The following is a 23,703-nucleotide window of genomic DNA, read 5'->3' on the forward strand; positions in this document are numbered from 1 at the left end:
TGGGTTCAGCCTTTTCCGGTTCCGACGAACAGCCGGTCGAGCCCGAACAGCCGGTCCAGCGCGATCAGGAGACCGGCGGTAAGGGCGATCAGACAGGTCGAGACGGCTGCGATGAGAGGGTCGATATTGTCCTGGATGTAGAGGAACATCCGAACGGGCAGGGTCACGGTTGCAGGCGAGGCGATGAAGACGGTCATCGTCACCTCGTCGAAGGAGTTGATCGCGGCCAGCAGCCAGCCCGAGACCACGCCGGGCAGGATCAAGGGCAGCGTCACCCTGCGGAACACCGTGGCATGGCCGGCGCCGAGCGAGATCGCCGCATGCTCGATGCGCTGGTCGATGCCGTAGGAGGCGGCGAGCACGAGCCTGAGCGCGAAGGGCAGCACCACGATGATGTGGCTGAGCACCAGCCCGAGGAAGGTGCCGGACAGGCCGATCTGGGTGAAGAAGCGCAGGAAGGCGATGCCGAGCACGACATGAGGCACCATCAGGGGCGACATGAACAGCGTGGTCAGAGCCTCGCGCCCGGGAAAGCGGTGACGGGCGATGGCGAGCGCTGCGGGCACGGCGAGCATGATCGCGACCGTCGAGGACAGGGCCGCGAGCCAGAGCGAGTCGCGGAAGGCGCGGATGAATTCGGGATAGTCGAAGATCGCCTTGAACCAGCGCAGGCTCGGGCCGCGCGTCGGCAGCGAGAGATAGCCCTCCGGCGTGAAGGCGACGACGCAGACAATCAGTAGCGGCGCCAGCATGAAGATGACGAAGAGCGCGTGGAAGCAGAGCGCGAGCGGGCCGTTGCGTCTCATTCGAACACCTGTGCGTAGCGGCGTTCGATCAGCCGGTTGGAGCCGACGGTGATGGCGACGAGAGCGGCGAGCAGCAGCACGGCGACGGCCGCGCCGAGCGGCCAGTTCAGCGTGTTCAGGAACTCGTCATAGGCGAGCGTGGAGGCGACCTTGAGACGTCTTCCGCCAATGATCGCGGGCGAGGCGAAGGCGCTCGCCGCCAGCGCGAAGACGATGATACCGCCAGACAGCATGCCGGGCACGATCTGCGGCAGGATCACGCGACGCCAGATCGTGATCCTGCCTGCTCCGAGCGAGAGCGCGGCGTTCTCGATCTGTGGGTCGAGCCGCTGCAGCGAGGCCCAGACGGCGAGGATCATGAAGGGGATGAGGACATGGATCAGCGCCACCACCACGCCCGTTTCGGTGAACATGAATTCGAGCGGAGCGCGGATCAGCCCAGCCGCCATCAGCCCCTGGTTGACGAGGCCGGTCGAGCCCAGGAGCAGCGCCCAGCCGAGCGTGCGCGCCACGACCGAGACCAGAAGCGGCCCGATGATGGCGAGCAGGCAGATGCCGCGCCAAGCCGGTGACATGCGGTTGAGGATATAGGCCTCCGGCACGCCGATCAGCATGCAAAACAGCGTCACCAGCACGGCAATCCGGAAGGTGCGCAGGAAGATTTCGAAGAAATAGGAATCGGTGAAGATCTCGTGGAAGTTCTTCAGCGTGAACTCCGGCACGATGCCCTTGTACTGGCCCCAATCGTAGAAGGAGAGCAGCACGGTCATCGCCAGGGGAATGACGACCAGGCCGAGGAAGACGAGCAGGGCTGGTCCCGTCAGCCAATAGGGCGTGGCGCGTTGCGAGAGGGCGCGATTCATCGCGCGTCCCCCGATGCAAGCAGCGCGGCGTCCGAGGGGGCGAAGCTCAGCTTCACGGTCTCGCCCTCGGCCGGGACGGGCTGGCCGTCATTATGGCGCATCAGGATGAGCGGGCCCGCCGCGCTGTCGGCCGTCAGCAGCCAATGCGCGCCCTGGAAAACGCGGCTGGTCACGCGCGCCTCGAAACCGGGCGCGCCTGCCGCGGCCAGACTGAGCCGCTCCGGCCGGACCGCGAGCTGGACCGGGCCTGCGCCCGCATCTGCGATCGGTAGCGAGAAGGCGCCGATGCTGACCGCGCCGCTGCCATCACCGGTGCCGCGCAAAACGTTGGTCTTGCCGAGAAAGCTCGCGACGAACGCGCTGGCGGGCTTGCCATAGACGGCGTCGGGCGCGCCGATCTGCTCGACGCGGCCCTGGTTCATCAGCACGATCCGGTCCGACAGCGCCATCGCCTCGTGCTGGTCATGGGTGACGAGGATCGTCGTCGTACCGATCGAGCGCTGGATCTGGCGCAACTCGCTCTGCATCTCCTCGCGCAGCTTGGCGTCGAGATTGGAGAGGGGCTCGTCGAGCAGGAGCAGCGCCGGCTTGATCACCAGAGCGCGGGCGAGTGCGACACGCTGCTGCTGTCCGCCCGACATGCGCCTTGGATAGCGATCGGCGAAGCCCTTCAGCCCGACCAGCGCCATCGCCTCCAGCGTGCGTGTCTCGCGCTCGGCCTTGTCGATCCCGCGCATCTCGAGCCCGAAGGCGATATTCTCAGCCACCGTCATATGCGGGAACAGCGCATAGCTCTGGAAGACGATGCCGAGCCCGCGCTTGTTGGGCGGCACGGCGACGAGATCACCGCCATCGAGCAGGATGCGGCCCCGGTCGACGGGCACGAAGCCGGCGATCATCTGCAAGGTCGTGGTCTTGCCGCAGCCGGAGGGGCCGAGCAGCGAGACGAACTCTCCGCGCTCGACCAAAAGGTCGAGCCCTTCGACGGCAACGGCGCTGCCATAGGACTTGCCCAGCCCTTCGAGTACGAGATGCGACATTGGGTTCACTGACGTTTCAGAAAAGACTGGGGGAACTCTGCCGTCGTCCCGGGCTTGACCCGGGATCCATGCCGGAACGGTTCAGGCATGGATCCCGGATCTTCGCTTCGCTACGTCCGGGATGACGGAGAGGTTCAAAGGAGGGCGTGTTACCGCTCAACCTCGCGGTTCCAGCGCTTGGTCCATTCCTCGCGCTTGGCATTGGCGATGTCCCAGTCGACCGCCTTGAGCTTCTTCACGTCCTCGCCATAGGGCAGGCCCTTCTGCTCCTCGGTCGTCAGTGTCACCGTGGTGTTGGCCGGGCCGAAGCCGGCTCCGGTCGCCATCACCTTCTGGATCGGCGGCGAGAGCATGAACTGGATGAAGGCGTTGGCCTCGGCGGCGTTCTTGGAGCCCTCGATCGGGCAGGCGGCAACGCCGAGCGCATAGCCGCCTTCCTTGGGATAGACGAACTCGACCGGGAAGCCGGTGTCGGCGAAGGCCTTGACGCGGCCCGAACCCCAGACGCCGAGCACGGCCTGCCCGTTCTGGAAGAGTTCGGTCATCTTCGCCGGGGAGGGCTCATAGGCGACGATGTTGGGGTTGATCTTGTCCTTGAAGGCCTTGAAGCCGGCCTCGATATTGCTCTCGCCGCCGCCGCCGAGCTGCGCGAAGGCGATGAGGGCATGCAGGCCGTAGGTGTTGTTGATCGGCGGGACCACGATCTTCTTGCCGTAGGTCTTGGCCTTGAGATCGTTCCAGGAGGTCGGCGCCGGCCATTTGTTCTCGTCGAAGATCTTCTTGTTGTAGAACAGGCCCGTGCCGACGAGGCCGAGCCCGACGCCCTTGTTCGACTTGAACTTCATCACCGGCGCGACGTCCTTGTAGACGGGGCCGTCGGTCAGCGTGCCGCAGAAGCCGAGCGCCACGGCCTGATAGGCCGGGCCGTCATCGACGATGGCGACGTCGATCTGCTGGTTGCCTTTCTGCGCCTGCAGCTTGGCCAGCGTGTCCGTGGAGTTGCCGGCGACGTATTCGATCTTGACGTTGGCCTGCTTCTCGAAGGCCGGAATGACCTCCTTGCGCATCGTCTGCTCATAGGAGCCGCCATAGCCGGCGACGAACAACGTCTTCTGCTGCGCCATGGCCGCTCCGGCCGTGCCGAGCGCCGTGGTGGTCAGCAGCAGTCCTACCCAAGCGAATTTCATAGAAGCGAATTTCATGGACCCCTCCTCATTTTTTGAGTGATGGCGGGAGGGTCTGCGACAGTTTCGACTTGGTCAAATCGAATGATTCGTTCAATCCATGCCGAAATGTTATGGTTTGCGGGGGGCAACATCATCGCATGCTAAATCCGCGCCAGATCGAGGCTTTCCGCACCGTGATCGTCACCGGCGGCGTGACTGCGGCGTCGCGCGCGCTCCACATCACCCAGCCGGCGGTGACGCGGTTGATCCATGATCTGCAATATGCGCTCGGCCTGCGCCTGTTCGAGCGGCGCGGCACGCGCCTGGTCCCGACCAATGAGGCGCTTTCGCTCTATCGCGAGGTCGAGCGCCAGTTCGTCGGCCTGGAGCGTATCGAGAGCGCGGCGAAGAATTTGCGCGAAGGCCGCTCCGGGCGGCTGCGGATCGCGGCGCTGCCGACCTTCAATGTCGGATTCCTGCAGCGTATCGTCGGCGTTTTCCTCAAGGAAAAGCCTGAGATCGAGCTCTCTATCTATGGCAGCATTTCGTCGCAGGTCGTCGAGTGGGTCGCGAGCGGTTTCTGCGATATCGGCTTTGCACAGGGGCCGCTCGACTTCCCCAATATCGACGTCGAATGGCTGCCGCTGGTGCAGAGCGTGGCGGTCATTCCGGCGGGTCACAGGCTGGCGGCGAAGGCTGTGCTGGGGCCGCGGGATTTCGTCGACGAACCCTTCGTCTCGCTCGAACAATCGACGCAGACGCGCTATCGGATCGACGCGATATTCGCGACCGCGGGTGTGACCCGGTTGACGCGGGTCGAGACGCCCCTGTCGATGATCGCGTGTTCGCTGGTGGCGGCCGGCGCTGGGCTCTCGATCGTCGATCCATTCACTGCGGCCGAGTACGATGGACGCGGTATCGTCGTGCGCCCTTTCGCGCCGGCGTTGCAATACGATATCGGCGTGGTCTGGGCGACCGGGCGCTTGCGGTCGGCGCTGGCGCTGGAACTCGCCGACAAGGTCCGCACGGCGATCGCCGAACTCGCGCGCGATGCCGATGCCGGTTTTGCGAAACCACCGCCCTGAGTTCGCCCGCTTCTTGAGGCCGGGGCGGTCATTCCGCCAGTTCGTATTGCCGCAACTCGTCGCGGACGATCCGCAGGAAGCCGTCGACGAGGACATTGGCCTGGTGATGCGTCGGAAATAGTGCATTGCCCTCGAAGACGATCGCCGGCTTGAACGGGCGGAATGTGATCCCCGTATGCCGGTAATCGTCGGCGACGATCGGGTTGACGATGCCGATACCGAGGCCCTGCCCGACAAGCGCGCAGATCGTCGCCCCGAAGGGCGCTTCAAGCGCGAGCTGGCGCTTGACGCCCAGCCGCTCGAAGACGCGATCGACGCGTGCCCGGGCGCCGTCCTCCAGCGCCAGCGAGATGAAGGATTCGCCTTCCAGATCCTCGGGGACGATGATCTCGCGGCTCGCCAATTTATGTCCCGGCGGCAGCGCGCAATAGCCCGGCAGGCTGTAGAGGTGGCGGACCTCGATCGAGGGCGAACCGACGATGTTGGCGACGAAGCCGATGTCGCAATAATGCGAGGACGACCAGCGCGTCACCGTCGCCTCGCTGCGCATCTGCAGCGAGATCGTCACATTCGGATAGCGCTCCTTGAAGATGCGGATGCAGCGCGGCACGAAGCCCAGCGCCACCGCCGGCATCGCCGCGATGCGCAGTCGCCCGGTGCCGAAGAAGCGGATGTCCTTGGCGGCTTGCGCCAGGTTCTCCAGGCCGAGGAAGCTGCGTTCGACCTCGCGATAGAAGGTCAGGCCCTCGTCGGTCGGCGTCAGGCGGCCGGCCTTGCGTTCGAACAGTCTCAACTCGATCGAGGCTTCGAGTTCGGCGATCAAACGGCTGATGCTGGGTTGCGAGGTGCGCAGCTCCTGCGCGGCCGCCGTCATCGAGCCGCGCAGCATGATGAGGCGAAAAGCCTCGACTTGCCTCAGGTTCATGCAAAACCCCATATCAGAAATGAATAGCAACCCGAAAAAATGAGATTTGACCAGATGGGGACGGACCTCAATACTTTTTACCCATGGTCATGCTCTCAGCCCAAGCCCTGGCCCCGGCCCGCAATCCGCGTTTGACAGGTCTCGCCTGTCTGCGCTGCGACCTGGTTTTGCCGGTCGCGACGCATGAGGGCGGCTGTCCACGCTGTGCGCGTGATGGGCACGCCTCCAATCTGCGCCTGGTCTATGCGCGGGATGAACAGGTGGAGGCGACGACGATCGCGCTGCCGTTTCCCGAGGCGCTCTCGCTGGGCGAGGGCGGGACGCCATTGGTCGAGGTCCCCGAGCTTGCCGCGGCTGTCGGCGTCGGCCGGCTGTCGCTGAAGCTCGAATGGTGCAACCCGACCGGCTCGCACAAGGACCGGATGAGCGCGCAATTGCTGGCGCGGGCGCAGGATCGCGGCGCGCGGCTGGTTGTCGCTGCTTCCAGCGGCAATGGCGGCTTGTCGGTCGCGGCTTACGCGGCGCGCGCCGGCCTCTCCGCTGAGATTGCAGCGACGGATGATTTGCCGGCCTCCTATCGCCGGGCGATCAGCGCCCATGGCGCCGGCATCGTGACCTTCGCCGAAAGCCTGGAGCGCTGGCGCCATCTCGCCATCCGCGTGGCGGAGGGGGCGTTCGCCGCGACCAATTATCATCTGCCGGCTGTTGGAACCGACCCGTTCGGGATCGAGGGATACAAGACGGTCGCAGCCGAGATCGCGGCCTCCGCCATGCCCGATCTCATCGTCGTGCCCTGCTCGCGCGGCGATCTGCTCTCGGGCCTGTCGCTCGGCTTCGCGGAAATCGGGCGCGGCATGCCGAGGCTGGTGGCGGCCGAGCCCTTCCCGCGGCTTTCGCGCGTGATGGCGGGCGAGGATTATCGCGCCGACTTCGCCGGCGAGACCGCGCAATTCTCGATCGCCGGCAGCACCGTCACCTGGCAGGCCGTCCAGGCCTTGCGGGGCAGCAGCGGCTGCGCCGTCCCGGTCGGCGATGATGCGGCGCGCGCGGCCGGCGCAAGACTTAGCGCGATCGGCTTCCACGCCGAGCTGTCGGCGGCGGCGGCACTGGCTGCGCTCACCGAACTGGCGCGGGACGGCTCGCTTGGCGGGTGCCACGCCGTGCTGATCCTGACCGGATCGGGCTTCAGGGATCTGGCGGATGAAAACGTGGGCCTCCGCGATGCGGATGGCGCGGCGGGCCGGGCTCAGTCGGAACGGAATCAACAACAGGCCAAATGGCCCGATCAGAGGGATAACGGATGACCATGACGCAGTTTCAGACTTTGCAGTCTCACAGCCGGCGCCTGCCGGTGCTTTCGACCCTCGCGGCCCTTGCTGCGACCGCCTTGTCCGCTGGGCTCGTGAGCGCGCAGACCCTGCCGCCGCTGCCCGCGGCGATCAAGGCCACAGGCCTTCTCAAGGCCGGCGTGCGCTGCGACCAACCGCCCTATGGCTACAAGGACGAGACCGGCAAATTCGCCGGCGTCGAGACCGAGATGGCGATTCAGATCGCCGCCTGGGCCTTCGGCTCGCCCGACAAGATCGAATTGACCTGTGTGACCGCGGAGAACCGCATCCCGCAGCTCTCCGGTAAGAAGGTCGACCTCCTGATCGCGACGCTCGGCGTCACGCCCGAGCGCGCCCGCGTCATCGATTTCTCGAAGCCCTATCGCTGGGGCGGCAGCGACATGCTGGTCGCCAAGGACAGCCCGATCAAGAAGCTCGACGATGTCGCCGGCAAGATCGTGATCATGCTGAAGGGCTCGACCCAGGCGAAATGGTTCGAGGACAACATGCCGAAGGTCGACAACCTCCGGCTCAACACGGCTTCCGACGCGCTGCAGTCGCTGAAGCAGGGGCGCGGCGATGCCTATACCCACGACGCCGCAACGCTGATCGTGATCGCGGCGAAGGACCCGACCCTGCGCCTCGTCGGGGAGCCTTTCGCGATTTCCGATGCCGCTGTCGGCGTGCGCAAGAACGAGGCGGAATGGCTCGCCTATGTCGATGCCGCGCTCGACCGGATGAAGGCTGAAGGCCTCTACGCGAAATGGGTCGACCAGTGGATCCCGGCCGATATCCGGCCCTTCTATGTCGACGCCTTCCAGAAGCCGAAGCCGACGGCACGCTGAGCCTTAATCGCCGGAGCGGTGTCGCCGCTCCGGCGATCTCTTCGTCGCGCAGGGGATATCCGCTGGATGGAATTCGACCTCGCCTATCTGATGGCGCAAGGGCCGGCGCTGATGCGCGGCCTGTGGCTGACCGTGCAAGTCAGCGCGATCTCCATCGTGCTGTCGATCGTCATCGGGTTGATGGGCGCAGCAGTCAGGGTGCTGAAGCTGCCGGTGCTGGACAAGCTCGTCATCGGCTACGTCGAGTTCATCCGCAACACGCCGCTGCTCGCCCAGCTCTTCTTCATCTTCTACGGTTTGCCGACAATCGGTCTCAAGCTCTCGCTGTTCTGGTCGGGCGTGCTGAGCCTGACGCTGTGGGCTGGCGCCTATCAGATCGAGAACATCCGCGGCGGGCTGGAGACGGTCGCGAAAGGCCTGCGCGAGGCGGCCTTTTCGCTTGGCCTGACGCCCTGGCGCTTCTTCCGCCTGATCGCGGCACCGATGGCGATCCGGGTCGGCCTGCCATCGATGCTCAACACCTCGATCTCGCTGTTGAAGAACTCGTCCTATCTCCAGGCGATCGGGCTGGCCGAGCTGACCTATGTCGCGATCGACCGGATCTCGATGGATTTCCGCACGATCGAGATGTTCGTCGCGATCTGCGTGATCTATCTCGCGCTCGTCCTGGTGCTTTCCGTCTTCGCCAACCGTCTCGAGAATCGGCTGAACAAGCCGTTCAGGGTTTGAGGAGGCGGCGATGACACTCCTCATCAAGAACCTGCCCTTCATCCTCCAGGGCATCGGCATGACCCTGGCGCTGGCGCTGGCGACGCTGCTGATCTCAACCGTGATCGCCTTCATCCTGGGCATCCTGGCGACCCTGCGCTTCCGCTGGCTGCGCTGGCTGGTGAAGGCCTATGTCGAACTGTTCCGCGACATCCCGCTGATCGTGAACATCTTCTTCGTCTTCTTCGTCGCGCCGCTGTTTGGCATGGAGCTGTCGCCTTTCGCGGCCGTCACGGTCGGCCTCTCGCTCTGGGGCAGCGCCAACGGCACCGAGATCGTGCGCGCCGGCTTCGCTTCGGTGCCCAGGCATCAGTGGCAAAGCGCGGCCGCGCTCGGGCTCAAGCCCTGGGAGGTCTATCTCTTCATCACCGGCCCGCAGGCTCTGCGCTCGATCCTGCCGCCCTTCGTCGGCTTGCTGACATTGCTCGTGCAGGCAACGTCGCTCGGCGCCCTCGTCGGCGTCAGCGAGTTCTTCAAGGTCGGCCAGATCATCGTCGAGCGTACCACGATGATGGAGGGCTGGAACCCGGCCTTCACCGTCTATGGCGCGGTGCTGCTGATCTATTTCGTCATCTGCTCCGCGCTGACCTGGTTTGGCCGCTGGCTCGAACGCCGGTTGAAGAACGACCAGCGCAGGCCTGCCTCGGCGGGCCCGCTGCTCGTCAAGCCGCTGACGCAGCTGCCCTGACTCTCACTTGCACAACAAGACAACGCCCGAGGATATCGCCATGGAATCGAAAGTCAGCCGCCGCTTGACCGAGACGGTCGCGCAGGAAGTCTGCGACCATATCTACGGACCGCGCCTCGCCCGCGATTTCCGCGCCGTTTTCGGTTACATGACCGATCTCAACCAGGCCCATGTGCTGATGCTGGCGCGCTGCGGGCTGATCTCGCCTGATGCCGCCAGGACGCTCGCGGCCGGCCTGCTGCGCATGGAGGAGGAAGGGCCCGAGGTCGTCGAGCTCGATCCGCAGCGCGAGGATTCCTACTTCAATTACGAAGCCCATCTGATCAAGCTGATCGGCACGGATGCGGGCGGGCGCATGCATATTGCCCGCAGCCGCAATGACCTCACCGCCGCGCTCGATCGCTTACGCGCCCGCGATCTCCTGCTCGACGCTGGACAGGCGTTGCTCCAGGTCGAGGAGCACGCGCTCGATGGCGCCTTTCGCTTCCGCGACGCGGTGATGCCGGGCTACACCCATCTGCAGCCGGCCCAGCCCGTGACCTATGGCTTCTACCTCGCCGGCGTGGCGCAATCCTTCGAGCGCGATTTCGGCCGGCTCGCCGATGCCTGGGCGCGCACCAATATCAGCCCGCTTGGCGCGGGAGCGCTTGCCGGCACGACCTTCGCCATCGACCGGCATGCGGTCGCAGCCACGCTCGGCTTCGAGGGGCTGGTCGAGAATACGCTCGATGCGGTGGCGACCCGCGATTTCGGCCTCGAGATCCTGGCCGATCTCTCGCAGATCGCGATCGGCTGGAGCCGCGTCGCGCAGGATTATCACGTGCTGGTCTCGCATGAGTTCCAGACGATCGAATTCCCCGATCGCGTCACCGGCACCTCCAGCATCATGCCGCAGAAGAAGAACCCGGTCGTGCTGGAGCACCTCAAGGGCAAGGCAGGCCATCTGCTCGGGCTCTATGTCGCCTCGGCCACGGCGGTGAAGGGCACGCATTTCACCAACACCATCGACGGCAACCGCGAGGGCATGCGCGGCGTCTGGGAGGCGGGCGAGGAAGCTCTGCGCTGCCTTGCCCTGTTCGACCTGATCATCGCCACCGGCCGGCCCAACGCCGCCTTGATGAAGCGCCGCGTCACCGAGGATTTCGCCTCGGCGACGGACCTTGCCGACGTGCTGGTGCGCGACGCCGACCTCTCCTTCCGCGAGGCGCATCACATCGTCGGCGCCGTCGTGCGCGCGGCGATGGATCGTGGGCTCGCGGCTGACGGGATTACCACCGAAATGGTCGATGAGGCGGCCCGCGACCAACTCGGCCGGCCGCTCGGCCTGTCGCCGGAGCTCGTGCGCGTCAGCCTCGACCCGACCGCAAGCGTCGCGGCCCGCACCCTGCCGGGCGGCCCGGCACCCGAGGCCGTGGCGCGCTCGGTCGAGGCGGCGCAAGTGCGGCTGGAGACGCGCCGCGCCGACCTTGCCGGCAAGCGCAGCCGCCTGCAGCAGGCGCGCGAGGCCCTGAAACGCGACATGCACCAGCTCGCTTCATGAGTGATCCCAGCCCGCTGATCTCGCTGAAAGGCATCGGCAAGCGTTTCGGCGACCATGCCGCGCTGCAGGACATCGATCTCGATGTTGCGACCGGCAGCGTCGTCGTGCTGATCGGTCCGAGCGGCTCGGGCAAGAGCACGCTGATCCGCTGCATCAACGGGCTGGTGCGGCCCGATGAGGGCTCGCTGACAGTCGCCGGCCGGGCGGTCGACATTCACAATGAGGGCGCCTGGCAAGAGCTGCGGACGCAGATCGGCATGGTCTTCCAGGACTATGCGCTGTTTCCGCACCTCACCGTGATGCGCAACATGACGCTGACGCCGCAACGTCGTCGCAAAGTGTCGCGCGCGGTCGCTGAGGAGGAGGCGCGCAAGCTGCTCGCTTGCGTCGGCCTCGCCCAAAAGGCTGACGACTATCCATCCGCGCTGTCCGGCGGGCAGCAGCAGCGCATCGCCATCGTGCGGGCGCTCGCCATGCAGCCCAAGGCGATCCTGTTCGACGAGCCGACCTCGGCGCTCGACCCCGAGACCATCACCAGCGTGCTCGATGTGATGCGCGATCTCGCCCGCGAAGGCACCACCATGGTCGTCGTCACCCATGAGATGGGCTTTGCCCGCGAGGTCGCCGACCGCGTCGTCTTCATGGCCGATGGCCGCATCGTCGAGCAGGGGCCGCCTGCCGAATTCTTCGCCAATCCACGACACGAGCGCACGCGCGCCTTCCTGTCCAACATCAGATCCTTCGGGGAGGCGAACCATGCCTGACCAAACTACCATGCCTGACCAGACCAGCGTGCTGGCGCCGAACTTCACCACCGATCCCTATTGGTGGGATGCGGCTCCGCCCGAGGCGGCGCGCGATCCCTTGCCGACGCAGACCGACGTGCTTGTCGTCGGCTCCGGTTATTGCGGTCTCTCGGCCGCGGCCGAGCTTGCCCGCAACGGCGTCGACGTGACCGTGGTCGATGCCGAGGAATTGGGGGCAGGTGCCTCGACACGCTCTGGCGGCATGGTCTCCAGCGGTCAGAAGCTCGTCATCGGCGGCGCGATCAAGGGCGTCGATGCCGCGCGGATGGAGCGGCTGCTGGAGGATTCGCTCGCCTCCTACGATCATCTCAAGACATTGATCCGCGAGCAGGGGCTCGATGCCGATCTCGCCGTGCTCGGGCGCTATTTCGGCGCGCATGTGCCCAGCCATTACGACCGCTTGCGCCGGCAGGGCGAGCTCCTGGCGAAGCATACCGGCGTCACCGTCCACGACATCCCCAAGGCCCGCCAGCACGAGATCACCGCGACGGATTTCTACCATGGCGGCATCGTCATCGACGATTATGGCGGGCTTCATCCGGCGAAATACCACCGCGCGCTGCGCCACCTCGCAGCCGCCAATGGCGCGACCCTGCGCTCGCATGCGCCGGTGCTAAAGGTCGGCCCGGCCGAGGGCGGTTTCCACAGGGTCGAGACCGGTCGCGGCATGATCCGCGCCCGCAACGTCTTCTTCGGCACCAATGGCTACACCGACAAGGCGCGGCCCTATCTGCAACGCCGCATCGTGCCGGTGCGCAGTTACCAGATCGCGACCGAGCCGCTGCCACCCGAGCTGATGGCCGAGATCAATCCCGGCCGGCGCATGATCACCGACAGCAAGCGCGAGTTGATCTATAGTCGCCCCTCGCCGGACGGCACGCGCATCCTCTTCGGCAGCCGGCCGGGCATGTTCAGCATGGCGGAGCGCGAGGCCGCACTGAGACTCCACGCGATGATGCTGAAGGTCTGGCCACAGCTCGCGGACTACAAGGTCACGCATTGCTGGAGCGGCAAGGTCGGCATGACCGCCGACAAGATCGCCCATATGGGCCGCCGCGACGGCGTCGATTTCGCCATCGGCTGCAACGGCAACGGCGTCGCGCTGATGAGCTATCTCGGCCATCAATCGGCGCTGAAGCTGCTGGGCCGGCAGAACCGGGCCTGTGCCTTCGACGATCCGGCCTTCCCGCAGGTGCCGCTCTATAACGGCACGCCCTGGTTCCTGCCGATCGTCAGCGGCTGGTATCATCTGCAGGATGCGATCGACCGGCGTATGGCGCGGTTTTAGGGCGCCCGCTCGTTTTCAGATGTGGATGGCGTGACCCAGCGCCATCAAGGCCGCTTCCTGCACGGCTTCGCCAAGCGTCGGATGGGCGTGGATCGTGCCGGCGATGTCCTCCAGCGTCGCGCCCATCTCGATGGCGAGGCCGAAGGTCGAGGACAGCTCCGAGACACCCTGGCCGACTGCCTGGATGCCGAGCACCAGCTGCGTCTGCGCCTGCGCGACGATGCGGACAAAGCCCTGCTCGCCGTGCCGGGTCATGGCCCGGCCATTGGCTGCGAAAGGGAATTTCCCGGTCTTGATCGCGAGCCCGGCCTTGCTGGCCTCCTCCGGCGAGAGGCCGGCTGACACGATCTCGGGATCGGTGAAGCAGACCGCCGGAATGCAGCGCTTGTCCCAGGCGCGCGGCAGACCGGCGGCGATCTCGGCCACCATCTCGCCCTGGGCCATGGCGCGATGCGCCAGCATCGGCTCGCCGGTGACGTCGCCGATGGCATGGATGCCGCGCATCGAGGTCTCGCAGCGCTCGCCGATGCGGATGAAGCGGCCATCCATGTCGAGCACGAGTTCCTCGAGGCCGAGCCCGCTGGTGACCGGCGCCCGGCCGACCGTGACGAGGACCTTGTCGGCTTCGATGCGCTTTTCTTCACCCTCAGCGGTTTCGATGAGCAGCGCGTCGCCCTTTGGCGTCATGCCGCGGGCTTTCGCGCCGAGCAGGACCTCGACGCCGAGGCTGGCGAGGTGTTTTGCGACGGGCGCGGTCAGTTCGGCGTCATAGAGCGGCAGGATGCTTGCCTGAGCCTCGACGACCGTGACTTTCGCGCCGAGCTTGGCGAAGGCGGTGCCGAGTTCCAGCCCGATATAGCCGCCGCCGACCACGGCAAGGCGCCTGGGAACCTCGGTCAGCGCCAACGCGCCGGTCGAGGAGATGACATTGCCGCCGAAGGGCAGGAAGGGCAGTTCGACCGGAGCCGAACCCGTCGCGATCACGATCGTCTCGGCCTTGATCGTCCGCGGTCCGGTCTCGGTCTCGACGATGAGGGTCTTGCCGTCGCGGAAGCGGGCGCGGCCATGAACGATCTTGACCTTGGACTTGCGCAGCAGCGCGGCGACGCCGTTGTTGAGACGCTGGACGATGCCGTCCTTCCAGGCCACGGCCTGCTTCAGGTCGAGCTTGGGAGCCGAGGCCGTGAGACCGAAGGGCGTCTTGCCGGCGGCGGCATGGGCTGCCTTCTCGAATTCCTCGGCGACATGGATCATCGCCTTGGAGGGAATGCAGCCGACATTGAGGCAGCTGCCGCCGAGCTTGGTGCTCTCGACGATGACGGTGTCGAGGCCGAGCTGGCCGGCGCGGATGGCGCAGACATAACCGCCGGGACCGGCACCGATGACGAGCAGCTTGCAGGTGATTTCTGTCATGGCCTCTTCTCCACCTGCACTCGAACCGTTTTGCGCCTGAACCACAGGGTCGTCCCGGACGCAGCGAAGCGGAGATCCGGGACCCATGCCTGAGCATAGTTCGGCAATGCTCCGGCATGGGTCCCGGGTCGAGCTTCGCCCGCCCGGGACGACGCGGAGGTTCTTGCGCGTCGTCCGGACACTTCAGACATCGATGAACAGCGTGGCCGGATTCTCCAGCAGCTCCTTGAGGCGCTGCACGAAGATGGCGGCATCCCAGCCATCGATGACGCGATGGTCGAAGCTCGAGGACAGGTTCATCATCTTGCGCGGCACGAAGGTCGTGCCGTCCCAGACCGGCCGGATCATCATCTTGTTGACGCCGACGATCGCGACCTCCGGATAGTTGATCACCGGGGTCGTCGCGATGCCACCGAGCGCGCCGAGCGAGGTGATGGTGATGGTCGAGCCGGTGAGTTCGTCACGTGTCGCGGTGCCGTCCCGCGCCCGCTCGGCGATGCGGTTGAGTTCGATGCCGCAGCCCCAGATGTCGCGTGCTTCGGCATGCTTCACCACCGGCACCATCAGCCCTGTCGGTGTTTGCGTCGCGATGCCGATATGGATGCCGGCATGCTGGTGGATGATGCCGGCATCGTCGTCATAGAGCGCGTTGAGGTTCGGCTGCTCGGAGATCGCCTTCACCATCGCCCGCATCAGGAAGGGCAGTAGCGTCAGCTTCGGGCGTTCGGGCGCAGGCTTTTTGTTCAACGTCGCGCGCAGATCCTCGAGCGGGGTGACGTTGATCTCCTCGACGATGGTGATGTGCGGGATGCGCGATTTCGACAGCGCCATCTTCTCGGCGATCTTGCGCCTGAGGCCGACGACCTTGATGTCTGTGACGGCGCTCTTTTGGGACAGGCCAGGCGCGCGCTCGGCCTCGGGGCCGCGCAGCAGGAAGGTGTCGAGATCCTCATGCAGGATGCGGCCTGCCGGGCCTGTGCCGGCGAGCTGGCGCAGATCGATGCCGGCCTCGCGCGCCTTCAGGCGTACCGCCGGCGAAGCGAGCGGCTTTTCGCCGGGCGCGCGGCGCGGCGAGAGGTTTTGAGCGGTCGCCTGGACCACGCCGCGCGTGGGCTTGGGCACCGTCATCGCCTTGGGCGGCTCGACGGTCGGCGCGGGTTTTTGCGCTTCGGCTTTGGGTGCTTCGGCTTTCGCAGTTGGGGCTTCGGCCACTGCGACCGGCTTTGAGGCGGGCTTGGGTGCTTCCTTGGGCGTTTCGAGCTCGGCTGCTGGCTCCTCCGCGCCGGCCGCGCCCGCGACCTTGAGCTTCACCAGGGCCGAGCCGATCGCGACGGTGTCGCCGATTTCGGCGCCGATCCAGGTGACCTCACCATCGACGGGGGAGGGAATCTCGACGGTTGCCTTGTCGGTCATCACAGCGGCGAGCAGGTCATCCTCGCGGATGATGTCGCCGATTTTGACGTGCCATTCGACCAGTTCCGCCTCGGCGATGCCTTCGCCGACATCGGGCAGCTTGATGATGCGCTCGGCCATCAGCGGCTCTCCATGATCTGGCGAAGGGCCGCCCCGACGCGGGCGGGGCCGGGGAAGTAGTCCCATTCCTGCGCATGCGGATAGGGCGTGTCCCAGCCGGTGACGCGCATCACCGGCGCCTCGAGATGGTAGAAGCAGTGCTCCTGCACCAGCGCGGTCAGCTCCGCGCCGAAGCCTGATGTCAGCGTCGCCTCATGCAGCACGATGCAGCGGCCGGTCTTCTGGACCGAGGCCAGGATCGCGTCGAGATCGAGCGGCAGCAGCGTGCGCAGGTCGATCACCTCCGCATCGATGCCGCTTTCCTCGACGGCGGCGAGCGCGACATGGACCATGGTGCCATAGGTCACGATGGTGACGGCTGTGCCCTCGCGGCGGATCGCGGCCTTGCCGAGCGGCAGGGCGAAATGCCCGTCGGGCACCTCGCCCAGATCATGCTTCGACCAGGGCGTCACCGGCCGATCGTGATGGCCGTCGAAGGGGCCGTTATAGAGCCGCTTCGGCTCGAGGAAGATCACGGGATCTGGATCCTCGATCGCTGCGATCAGCAGGCCCTTGGCGTCATAGGGGTTGGACGGCACCACGGTCTTCAACCCCGAGACATGGGTGAAGAGCGCTTCGGGGCTCTGGCTGTGGGTCTGCCCGCCGAAGATGCCGCCGCCCGTGGGCATGCGGATGACAAGCGGGCAGGTGAAATCGCCGGCCGAGCGGTAGCGCAATCGTGCCGCTTCCGAGACGATCTGGTCATAGGCCGGATACATGTAGTCGGCGAACTGGATCTCGACGCAGGGGCGCAGCCCATAGGCCGCCATGCCGATCGCGGTGCCGACGATGCCGGCCTCGCTGATCGGCGCATCAAAACAGCGATTGACGCCGTATTTCTGCTGCAGCCCATGGGTGCAGCGGAAGACGCCGCCAAAGAAGCCGACATCCTCGCCATAGACCACGACATTCTCGTCGCGCCCCATCGAGACGTCCAGGCCAGAGCGGATCGCCTCGATCATCGTCATGCGCGGCATCAGACGAGACCTCCAAGAGCGAGGCGGCGGAAGCATTTCGTCATGGTCGGCCTTGTGCCGACCATCCACGTCTTCCCTGGGCGAAGGTGGCGTTCAAGACGTGGATGCTCGCCACAAGGGCGAGCATGACGGCGAGGGAGACGACGCGAAGCAACCATCTCACACCCCGATCTGCTGGCGCTGCCGGCGCAGATGCGGCGGCAATTCGGCGTAGACATCCTCGAACATGTCGCGCGCCGAGGGTTTCGAGCCGGAATGCAAGGTGCCGAAGCTCTCGGCCTCCTTCTGCGCGGCGATGACGGTTTCCAGGATCTCGGCCTCGGTCTGCTTGTGGCGCTCCTCCGACCAGGCCCCCGCTGCGATGAGGTGGTTCTTCAAGCGGATCAGCGGGTCGCCCAGCGGCCAGCCGTCCGATTCATGCTTCGGCCGATAGGCGGAGGGGTCGTCCGAGGTCGAATGCGCGCCGGCGCGATAGGTCACGTATTCGACCAGCGTCGGCCCGAGGTTGCGCCGCGCCCGCTCGATCGCCCATTGCGCCACGGCATAGACCGCGAGGTAGTCATTGCCGTCGACCCGCAGCGCCGGAATGCCGAAGCCAAGGCCCCGCGCCGCGAAGGTGCCGGAGCCGCCGCGCGCGATGCCCTGGAAGGTCGAGATTGCCCATTGATTGTTGACGACGTTGAGGACGATGGGCGCCTTGTAGGTCGAGGCGAAGACGAGCGCGGCGTGGAAGTCGGATTCCGCCGTCGAACCATCTCCGACCCAGGCGGCCGCGATTTTGGTGTCGCCCTTGATGGCCGAGGCCATCGCCCAGCCGACGGCCTGGACGAATTGGGTGGTGAGGTTGCCCGAGATCGAGAAGAAGCCGTGCTCCTTTGATGAATACATCACCGGCAATTGCCGGCCCTTCAGCGGGTCGCGCTCATTCGAGTAGATCTGGCACATCATGTCGACGAGCGGGTAGTCGTTGGCGATCAATAGCCCAGCCTGGCGATAGGTCGGGAAGTTCATGTCGCCTTGCGAGAGCGCGATGCGGAAGGCGCAGCTTACGGCCTCTTCGCCGGTGTGCTGCATGTAGAAGGAGGTCTTGCCCTGGCGCTGGGCCATCTGCATGCGGGCGTCGAAGCTGCGCAGCGTCATCATATGGCGCAGGCCGCGGATCAACTCGTCATGGCCGAGCTCCGGAACCCAGGGGCCGACAGCCTGGCCGTCGCGGTCGAGCACGCGGATGATCGAATAGGCGAGGTCGCGGATCTCCTTGGGGTCGACATCGACCGGCGGGCGACGCACCGAGCCAGCCTCCGGAATCACGACATTGGAGAAATCGGGCTTGCCGCCGGGCCGGCTCGCCGGCTCGGGCACATGGAAATGCAAGGGTGCCTGCGAACTGGGCGTTTGCGAACTCATGGTCGCACTCCTGCAGGGGCGGGCAACACGCCTCGCCGCCGGTCTCGGGTCAGATCAAACGCCCGCTCACGGCCGATGTCCACGGCGACCGGCGCGACGCGGCGGCGTGGTGCGGGCATGGCGAGCGGGATGGGCTGAACGGGTGAGACGACAGCACGGCACGCGGCCTCGACAGCGCTGCCGGCCGGTTCCTTGATCACGATCCGCCTCTGCGTGCGCTTCGTCACCGCTCTCTCCCTCGACCAAAAGGCTAGCCCGTCCCGGGAAAAGAAACCTCCCGTAAAAGCCCGCTTCATGGCATTCTAGCGGAATGATCTTCTGCAGATCGCGCTTTTGACAGAATGGATTCCCGATGGCTGCGAAACCCAAACGCCCTGACGATCTCGATGCCATCGACCGGCGGATTCTGTCGGCGCTGCGGGCCGATGGGCGCCTGACCACGCAGGCGCTGGCCGAGAAGGTCGGGCTCTCGCCCTCGCCCTGTTGGACGCGGGTCAAGCGGCTCGAGGAGAGCGGCGTCATCGAGAACTATGTCGCGGTGCTCAACCACGGCGCGCTCGGGTTCAGCAACACCGTCTTCGTCGAGGTGACGCTCGACAAGCATGACGACAAGGTGCTCGACCTGTTCGGCGAGGCGCTGGCGCGGACGCCTGAGGTCATCGAGGCCTATCTCGTCACCGGCGACTATGATTTTCTGGTCAAGGTCGTGGTCAGCGGCACCGACCATTACGAGCGCTTCCTGCGCGAGACGCTCTACCGCCTGCCCGGCATTCGGCAGACGCGGACGACCTTCGGGCTGAGGGCGCTGAAGCGCGCCATCTCAGTCGACCCGCTGCAGATGCGCTGAGAGACCGTTCGGGTCGGGGCGGCTTACGCCCATTCGCCCTTCCTGAAGACGGGCACGGCGGTGCCGTCGGCGTGCAGGCCGTCGATGTCGACCTGGTCCGAGCCGATCATCCAGTCGATATGGATAAAGCTCTTATTGCCACCCTGCTCGGCGATCTGCTCGGGCGTCAGCTTCGCGCCATCGATGAAGCATTTCGAATAGCACTGGCCGAGCGCGATGTGGCAGGCGGCGTTCTCGTCGAAGAGCGTGTTGAAGAACAGAAGCCCGCTTTTCGAGATCGGCGAGGAATGCGGCACCAGGGCGACCTCGCCGAGGCGGCGCGAGCCGTCATCGGTGTCGAGCACCTTGTTCAGGACCTCCTCGCCGCGCGTGGCCTTGGCCTCGACGATGCGGCCCTCCTCGAAGCGCACCGCGATGTTGTCGATCAGCGTGCCCTGATAGGAGAGCGGCTTGGTGCTGGAGACATGGCCCTGGACACGCCGGGCATGGGGCGTGGTGAAGACCTCTTCGGTCGGGATGTTGGCGTTGCAGGTGACGCCGTTCTTGGCGGTGGAGGAGCCGCCCTGCCATTCATGGCCGTCGGCCAGTCCGACCGTCAGATCCGTGCCGGGCCCGCGGAAGCGAAGCGCCTGGAAGCGCTGCCCGTTGAGCCATTCCCTGCGGCTGCGCAGCGCGGCGTTGTGGTTGGTCCAGGCCGCGATCGGATCGTCGAGATCGACGCGCGAGGCCGCGAAGATGGCGTCGGCGAGCTTGGCGACCGCGATCTCCTCGGCATCATCGGGAAAGACCTGCCTGGCCCAGGAAGCGCTTGGAAAAGCGAGGATGTTCCAGTTGATGTCGAAGCCGGTGATCTTCTCCAGGGCGGGACGATAGGCGATGGAGTTGGCCTTGCTGGCGCGCCCGACCTTGGCTGCGTCCTCGCCCGAGAGCAGCATCGGATTATCGCCGACGACGGCGAGCCGCGCCGTATTGTTGGCGAAGGCTTTTGCCACGCCCTCATGGAGCCAGCCGGCGGCGCGGTCGAAGCTTTCATCGGGCGCAAAACGATAGCGCGCCAGCGTGATCTCCTCATCCGAGAAGATCGGCGTCACCAAGCCGGCGCCGGCCTTGTAGGCATGCTCGGCGATGCGGCGCACCAGCGGCAGCGCGGCGATCGGCGCCGTCAGGAACAGATCCTGGCCAGGTTGCAGGTTGAGCCCGACCCGGATGGCGACTTCGGCGAGCTTGTCGAGCTTCACGGGGTCGATCGCGGGAGAGGTGACGGGCTGGTGCATGGTCATGGGAAGTCGATCCGGCTCAGATTCGGGCGAGGGGCCCATTGCTCGCGGAAATCACCGCCGGGTCAACCTCACCGAGCCCCCGGCGGCGGTTGCAAGGCGGCGCTGCGATGAAAAGCGCGTGAGCGTCGGATCAAGCGCCTCGCTGATGCGTTGCGCCTTCGACCTGCTGAAACGCGCTGCGATGACCATCGAAACGGAAGCGCCAGACCGGGCGGCGGAACAGCCGAAAGCTCTTGCAGACGGGTGGAAACGGGAGGCTCGGCATGAGGACAACAATAGCTGGGCGGAGCGAGGCACAATGAGGCTGATTTCCACACTGGGGGTGTCGCTCATGGCGGCCCTGCTCGCCGCGCTTCCAGCGAATGCGCAGCTTGTCGGGACGCCAGGCAATGGCCCGCTCACGCCCGATGGACCTCGGCGCGGTCTCGGTCCGCCCTCGATCACCGATAATGTGCCCGATCTCCGATTGCACTCGGATGGAGGCGGCATTCCCGGTGCGGGGCCGCCGGTCGATTATGGCCGCCGCGACATCGGCCCCTATGGGCGCCCGCAATCGCTGGGATATTTCGACGCCAGGACAAACCGCCCCCCACGGCTCGGCCGTCGCTGCCAGAGCGAGCGGAGGGTTTGCGTTCTGGCGAGCCCGGCGCCTGTCGCAACCGGATGCTCATGTCGCTTTCCAACTGGCGGACGGGCGCGGGGCCAGGTTGTCCGGTGAGGTCTGGAACGCGACCTGAGGTCCGCATTGAAGTCGAGCGGCGGTCGTCAAACCGCAACCCGTGCCGAGGTCCCCAAATCAACGGTTCGTGAGATAGCGCACGGCTTGCGGAAGCGGAATGGCGGACTATCTCTTCTTCAAAGGGGTCACTTGGCGGAGGGATATAATGCTCCACGAGAGACTAAGGGAATTCCGGTGCAAATCGGTCGAGAAAGCGCGGGAAGCAGGCATCCCGGCCTATTTCCTCGATGAGTCCGATGGCGTTCTGCGTGTCCTGCCGGATGGCAGGAAAGAGCGCATTCTGGTCAGCGAAGGGCTGCTTGTCGTTCTGCCGGCAGGCAAGATGCGGTTTCCGCAGGTCGGCCCAAGCTGACGCCCGATTCAGCGGCAACGAAGAATATCTGAGAAGCGACGTCCGGTTTGGACGTCGCTTCTACCTGGAATGCCTTCAGGTTGGTCATCGGCAATTAGCTCGGCTGGCAACTGGCGGTAGCATGCCGTGGCTAGCGGGATCCATTGTATTGAGGAAGCTGGGGCTTGCCGCCGAAAATTAAACTCTGCGGATCCCGTTCCACTCCCTGCAAGGCGTGACCAAAGCCCGTAAGCATTCGCCGGCCGTCGCTTGTCAAGGTTTCGATGCTGCGCAGACCGGCACCAGTGAAGCGGCTGATCTCAGCGGTAATCTCTGCGGTGCGCTTATCAAGATTGTCGGCGAGCACGCGGAGAGACTTCGCAACCTCGCTGACATCGTCGAAGGCGCTGCGACCGTCCTGGCCGGCGGCTTTATTCAGGAACGACTGCGCTCCAATCAGCACGCCCTCCACCTGATCGGCCGCCCTGTTGAGCTTTTCGGCAGTCGACGTCACGTCCTTCACTGCCTTGCTGAAATTGCCACTTCCGAGCGCCCCGGTAAACCTGTCAACGTCGTCGATGACCAAGGCGACATTCTTTTGATCGAGCGAGCGGATGGTCTCGGTGAGTTCCTCGCTGAACGCACCGAGCTTCTCCGTAAACGGGGCGATAAACTCGGCAACCGATCCGATGCTCTGCATCACCTTTTCGACACCGCGTGAATTGTCGCCGAGTGCCGCTGAGAATTTCTCCGCGTTTTTGATTGTGTCGCCGATCGAGCCAGAATTTGCCTTGACCGTCTCCTCGATCCCGCCCAGGGCCTCGTCGACGCGCTTGGCGACGGTGCGCACGGTCTCCAGGATGCTTTCTGAAGGTTCGGCGATAATGGTCGGAAGAGGTTGACCCGGCAGCTTGGTCAAGATCGGTGAATTCGAATCGCCACCAAGAAGCTGAACGGCGACGACACCGGCAAGTCCCTGCGCCTCAATGCGCGCGCGGGTATCGACGCGGAGCGGCGTCGAGCGGTCAACCTTGATCACAGCGTAGATTTGGCGCGGATCGTCAGGATGAAGGTCGATTTGCGTCACCTCGCCGACGCGCAGGCCGTTGAAAAGCACGCTGGAGCCGCGGCCAAGGCCCGATACCTTGTCGTTGAAGACGAGCCGGACGGCCTCCTTTTTGTCGCTGCTGCCGTTATTAAACCAGTAAACGAACCCGAATAGCGCGGCCAGAGCCGCGAGCGTGAACAGCCCGACAAGCGTATGACTAGCTCGTGATTCCATAGCCGAGACTGTTTCCAATTATTCGGGTCAGGTGGTTTGGTTCCGCTTCCTTCCGATAGCGGTATCACAAAGCGTGCGGCCGGGTCGCTCATCCACCGGCCCGATACGCAATTACTGCCGGTGGCCGCGAGCTAATCAGCGCGAGATGGTGGCTCGTGCCGGGCTGGTGGAAGAGGTCGCTGAAGGAAGTCCCCTCGACCTTCAATGCTCGCGTGGAGACGGTCGATACCTCGGCGATGTTCCGGGACTCCTTCAAGCGCCGTCGCTGCATCGTGCCGGCATCAGGCTTTTACGAATGGACGGGACCGAAGGAAGATAGGACCCCGCACTATTTCAGCGCTGCCGATGGCGGCCTGCTCGGGATTGCGGGCCTATGGGATCGTTGGCGCAATCCTGAAGGGGCGGACATCATCAGCTGCACGATGGTCGTTCGGGACGCGGATGAGTGGACGTCCAAATATCACGACCGGATGCCGTCATTCCTTCAGCCCGATCAATTCAACGCATGGATGAGTGGCGAAGCGGGCAAGGAGATTTTGCGCTCGACGCCGCCCCAGCTTCAGGAGTGGATCGTATCAAAGCAAGTCAACAAGACCGGCCAGGGTGATGATGATCCGAGGTCGATCGAACTGTCGCTGATTTGACAGCATTTCTGAAACGGGAGCGCAGACGCAATTCCGGATGCTCGACGGGCATCGCTGCGCGGC

At 65.3% G+C, this 23,703-nt stretch carries 22 protein-coding genes; 11 read left to right on the top strand and 11 right to left on the bottom strand.

Translation table 11 applies throughout. From position 1 onward, the window contains the following. Positions 1 to 5: 5 nt before the first annotated feature. From RMR04_RS01475 to RMR04_RS01490, 4 genes are all read right to left on the bottom strand, one after another. Positions 6 to 806, bottom strand: coding sequence for an ABC transporter permease (locus tag RMR04_RS01475; protein ID WP_310159473.1), 801 nt, complete (start codon positions 804 to 806; stop codon positions 6 to 8). Then, the gene (locus tag RMR04_RS01480; protein WP_311912603.1) at positions 803 to 1,669 is read right to left on the bottom strand and encodes an ABC transporter permease; all 867 of its coding nucleotides are present in this window, start codon (positions 1,667 to 1,669) and stop codon (positions 803 to 805) included. The genes RMR04_RS01475 and RMR04_RS01480 overlap by 4 nt, the downstream gene beginning before the upstream one ends. Continuing rightward, a complete protein-coding gene (locus RMR04_RS01485) occupies positions 1,666 to 2,709 on the bottom strand; it encodes an ABC transporter ATP-binding protein (RefSeq protein WP_311912604.1) in 1,044 nt (347 codons plus the stop codon). Before RMR04_RS01485 ends, RMR04_RS01480 begins: the two co-directional genes overlap by 4 nt. A gap of 149 nt (positions 2,710 to 2,858) precedes the next feature. Next, entirely contained in the window at positions 2,859 to 3,911 is a 1,053-nt protein-coding gene (locus RMR04_RS01490; RefSeq protein WP_410492186.1) for an ABC transporter substrate-binding protein, read from the bottom strand. A 122-nt stretch (positions 3,912 to 4,033) separates the two neighbouring features. Between RMR04_RS01490 and RMR04_RS01495 the strand changes: the two genes are divergently transcribed. Continuing rightward, on the top strand, positions 4,034 to 4,960 hold the full coding sequence (locus RMR04_RS01495; protein ID WP_311912605.1) for a LysR substrate-binding domain-containing protein: 927 nt from the start codon (positions 4,034 to 4,036) through the stop codon (positions 4,958 to 4,960). Between the two features lie 28 nt (positions 4,961 to 4,988). Here RMR04_RS01495 and RMR04_RS01500 read toward each other — a convergent pair whose 3' ends face one another. Further along, on the bottom strand, positions 4,989 to 5,885 hold the full coding sequence (locus RMR04_RS01500; RefSeq protein ID WP_311912606.1) for a LysR family transcriptional regulator: 897 nt from the start codon (positions 5,883 to 5,885) through the stop codon (positions 4,989 to 4,991). Positions 5,886 to 5,968: 83 nt separating this feature from the next. Here RMR04_RS01500 and RMR04_RS01505 point away from each other — a divergent pair, with 83 nt between their 5' ends. The 7 genes from RMR04_RS01505 (at position 5,969) to RMR04_RS01535 (ending at position 13,148) form a co-directional block, all read left to right on the top strand. Continuing rightward, positions 5,969 to 7,189 (top strand): pyridoxal-phosphate dependent enzyme, encoded by a 1,221-nt coding sequence (locus RMR04_RS01505; RefSeq protein ID WP_311912607.1) that lies wholly within the window; start codon positions 5,969 to 5,971, stop codon positions 7,187 to 7,189. Positions 7,190 to 7,191: 2 nt separating this feature from the next. Continuing rightward, positions 7,192 to 8,058: a transporter substrate-binding domain-containing protein gene (locus RMR04_RS01510; RefSeq protein WP_311912608.1), complete on the top strand. Its 867-nt coding sequence runs from the start codon at positions 7,192 to 7,194 to the stop codon at positions 8,056 to 8,058. Positions 8,059 to 8,124: 66 nt separating this feature from the next. After that, the gene (locus tag RMR04_RS01515) at positions 8,125 to 8,787 is read left to right on the top strand and encodes an amino acid ABC transporter permease (protein ID WP_311912609.1); all 663 of its coding nucleotides are present in this window, start codon (positions 8,125 to 8,127) and stop codon (positions 8,785 to 8,787) included. A gap of 10 nt (positions 8,788 to 8,797) precedes the next feature. Then, positions 8,798 to 9,514, top strand: a complete 717-nt coding sequence (locus RMR04_RS01520; protein WP_311912610.1) for an amino acid ABC transporter permease — start codon at positions 8,798 to 8,800, stop codon at positions 9,512 to 9,514. 40 nt (positions 9,515 to 9,554) lie between these two features. Next, a complete protein-coding gene (argH, locus tag RMR04_RS01525) occupies positions 9,555 to 11,054 on the top strand; it encodes an argininosuccinate lyase (protein ID WP_311912611.1) in 1,500 nt (499 codons plus the stop codon). Further along, positions 11,051 to 11,818 (top strand): amino acid ABC transporter ATP-binding protein, encoded by a 768-nt coding sequence (locus RMR04_RS01530; RefSeq protein WP_311912612.1) that lies wholly within the window; start codon positions 11,051 to 11,053, stop codon positions 11,816 to 11,818. Before argH ends, RMR04_RS01530 begins: the two co-directional genes overlap by 4 nt. Then, positions 11,811 to 13,148 carry an NAD(P)/FAD-dependent oxidoreductase gene (locus RMR04_RS01535; RefSeq protein ID WP_311912613.1) on the top strand — a complete coding sequence of 446 codons (1,338 nt, stop codon included), beginning with the start codon at positions 11,811 to 11,813 and terminating at the stop codon, positions 13,146 to 13,148. Before RMR04_RS01530 ends, RMR04_RS01535 begins: the two co-directional genes overlap by 8 nt. 15 nt (positions 13,149 to 13,163) lie before the next feature. On the opposite strand, the gene lpdA is transcribed toward RMR04_RS01535, so the two are convergent. The 4 genes from lpdA to RMR04_RS01555 form a co-directional block, all read right to left on the bottom strand. Further along, entirely contained in the window at positions 13,164 to 14,561 is a 1,398-nt protein-coding gene (lpdA, locus tag RMR04_RS01540; RefSeq protein ID WP_311912614.1) for a dihydrolipoyl dehydrogenase, read from the bottom strand. Between the two features lie 183 nt (positions 14,562 to 14,744). Then, a complete protein-coding gene (locus RMR04_RS01545) occupies positions 14,745 to 16,094 on the bottom strand; it encodes a dihydrolipoamide acetyltransferase family protein (protein WP_311912615.1) in 1,350 nt (449 codons plus the stop codon). Then, positions 16,094 to 17,110 carry an alpha-ketoacid dehydrogenase subunit beta gene (locus RMR04_RS01550; protein WP_311912616.1) on the bottom strand — a complete coding sequence of 339 codons (1,017 nt, stop codon included), beginning with the start codon at positions 17,108 to 17,110 and terminating at the stop codon, positions 16,094 to 16,096. Before RMR04_RS01550 ends, RMR04_RS01545 begins: the two co-directional genes overlap by 1 nt. A gap of 159 nt (positions 17,111 to 17,269) precedes the next feature. Then, on the bottom strand, positions 17,270 to 18,517 hold the full coding sequence (locus RMR04_RS01555) for a 3-methyl-2-oxobutanoate dehydrogenase (2-methylpropanoyl-transferring) subunit alpha (RefSeq protein WP_311912617.1): 1,248 nt from the start codon (positions 18,515 to 18,517) through the stop codon (positions 17,270 to 17,272). Between the two features lie 352 nt (positions 18,518 to 18,869). On the opposite strand from RMR04_RS01555, the gene RMR04_RS01560 reads away from it, so the two are divergent. Then, positions 18,870 to 19,364: an Lrp/AsnC family transcriptional regulator gene (locus RMR04_RS01560; protein ID WP_311912618.1), complete on the top strand. Its 495-nt coding sequence runs from the start codon at positions 18,870 to 18,872 to the stop codon at positions 19,362 to 19,364. A 23-nt stretch (positions 19,365 to 19,387) separates the two neighbouring features. Here RMR04_RS01560 and RMR04_RS01565 read toward each other — a convergent pair whose 3' ends face one another. Beyond that, entirely contained in the window at positions 19,388 to 20,644 is a 1,257-nt protein-coding gene (locus RMR04_RS01565; RefSeq protein ID WP_311912619.1) for an aminopeptidase, read from the bottom strand. A gap of 836 nt (positions 20,645 to 21,480) precedes the next feature. On the opposite strand from RMR04_RS01565, the gene RMR04_RS01570 reads away from it, so the two are divergent. Then, positions 21,481 to 21,735 (top strand): hypothetical protein, encoded by a 255-nt coding sequence (locus tag RMR04_RS01570; protein ID WP_311912620.1) that lies wholly within the window; start codon positions 21,481 to 21,483, stop codon positions 21,733 to 21,735. Between the two features lie 130 nt (positions 21,736 to 21,865). Here the strand turns inward: RMR04_RS01570 and RMR04_RS01575 are convergent, their stop codons facing one another. Further along, positions 21,866 to 22,996 carry an MlaD family protein gene (locus tag RMR04_RS01575; protein WP_311912621.1) on the bottom strand — a complete coding sequence of 377 codons (1,131 nt, stop codon included), beginning with the start codon at positions 22,994 to 22,996 and terminating at the stop codon, positions 21,866 to 21,868. A 110-nt stretch (positions 22,997 to 23,106) separates the two neighbouring features. Here RMR04_RS01575 and RMR04_RS01580 point away from each other — a divergent pair, with 110 nt between their 5' ends. Beyond that, positions 23,107 to 23,640, top strand: a complete 534-nt coding sequence (locus tag RMR04_RS01580) for an SOS response-associated peptidase (RefSeq protein ID WP_410492307.1) — start codon at positions 23,107 to 23,109, stop codon at positions 23,638 to 23,640. The last annotated feature ends 63 nt before the right edge of the window (positions 23,641 to 23,703 follow it).

Origin of the sequence: Bosea sp. 685 (genome assembly GCF_031884435.1) — a bacterium.
Classification (GTDB): domain Bacteria; phylum Pseudomonadota; class Alphaproteobacteria; order Rhizobiales; family Beijerinckiaceae; genus Allobosea.

Bases quoted from the DNA above. Each gene is read 5' to 3' on its own strand.
- RMR04_RS01555 (WP_311912617.1), bottom strand. From the start codon at position 18,517: ATGAGTTCGCAAACGCCCAGTTCGCAGGCACCCTTGCATTTCCATGTG.
- RMR04_RS01545 (WP_311912615.1), bottom strand. From the start codon at position 16,094: ATGGCCGAGCGCATCATCAAGCTGCCCGATGTCGGCGAAGGCATCGCC.
- RMR04_RS01575 (WP_311912621.1), bottom strand. From the start codon at position 22,996: ATGGAATCACGAGCTAGTCATACGCTTGTCGGGCTGTTCACGCTCGCG.
- RMR04_RS01515 (WP_311912609.1), top strand. From the start codon at position 8,125: ATGGAATTCGACCTCGCCTATCTGATGGCGCAAGGGCCGGCGCTGATG.
- RMR04_RS01560 (WP_311912618.1), top strand. From the start codon at position 18,870: ATGGCTGCGAAACCCAAACGCCCTGACGATCTCGATGCCATCGACCGG.
- argH (WP_311912611.1), top strand. From the start codon at position 9,555: ATGGAATCGAAAGTCAGCCGCCGCTTGACCGAGACGGTCGCGCAGGAA.
- RMR04_RS01510 (WP_311912608.1), top strand. From the start codon at position 7,192: ATGACGCAGTTTCAGACTTTGCAGTCTCACAGCCGGCGCCTGCCGGTG.
- RMR04_RS01535 (WP_311912613.1), top strand. From the start codon at position 11,811: ATGCCTGACCAAACTACCATGCCTGACCAGACCAGCGTGCTGGCGCCG.
- RMR04_RS01570 (WP_311912620.1), top strand. From the start codon at position 21,481: ATGGCGGACTATCTCTTCTTCAAAGGGGTCACTTGGCGGAGGGATATA.
- RMR04_RS01550 (WP_311912616.1), bottom strand. From the start codon at position 17,110: ATGCCGCGCATGACGATGATCGAGGCGATCCGCTCTGGCCTGGACGTC.
- RMR04_RS01565 (WP_311912619.1), bottom strand. From the start codon at position 20,644: ATGACCATGCACCAGCCCGTCACCTCTCCCGCGATCGACCCCGTGAAG.
- RMR04_RS01475 (WP_310159473.1), bottom strand. From the start codon at position 806: ATGAGACGCAACGGCCCGCTCGCGCTCTGCTTCCACGCGCTCTTCGTC.
- RMR04_RS01520 (WP_311912610.1), top strand. From the start codon at position 8,798: ATGACACTCCTCATCAAGAACCTGCCCTTCATCCTCCAGGGCATCGGC.
- RMR04_RS01505 (WP_311912607.1), top strand. From the start codon at position 5,969: ATGGTCATGCTCTCAGCCCAAGCCCTGGCCCCGGCCCGCAATCCGCGT.
- RMR04_RS01485 (WP_311912604.1), bottom strand. From the start codon at position 2,709: ATGTCGCATCTCGTACTCGAAGGGCTGGGCAAGTCCTATGGCAGCGCC.
- RMR04_RS01495 (WP_311912605.1), top strand. From the start codon at position 4,034: ATGCTAAATCCGCGCCAGATCGAGGCTTTCCGCACCGTGATCGTCACC.
- RMR04_RS01500 (WP_311912606.1), bottom strand. From the start codon at position 5,885: ATGAACCTGAGGCAAGTCGAGGCTTTTCGCCTCATCATGCTGCGCGGC.
- lpdA (WP_311912614.1), bottom strand. From the start codon at position 14,561: ATGACAGAAATCACCTGCAAGCTGCTCGTCATCGGTGCCGGTCCCGGC.
- RMR04_RS01490 (WP_410492186.1), bottom strand. From the start codon at position 3,911: ATGAAATTCGCTTCTATGAAATTCGCTTGGGTAGGACTGCTGCTGACC.
- RMR04_RS01480 (WP_311912603.1), bottom strand. From the start codon at position 1,669: ATGAATCGCGCCCTCTCGCAACGCGCCACGCCCTATTGGCTGACGGGA.
- RMR04_RS01530 (WP_311912612.1), top strand. From the start codon at position 11,051: ATGAGTGATCCCAGCCCGCTGATCTCGCTGAAAGGCATCGGCAAGCGT.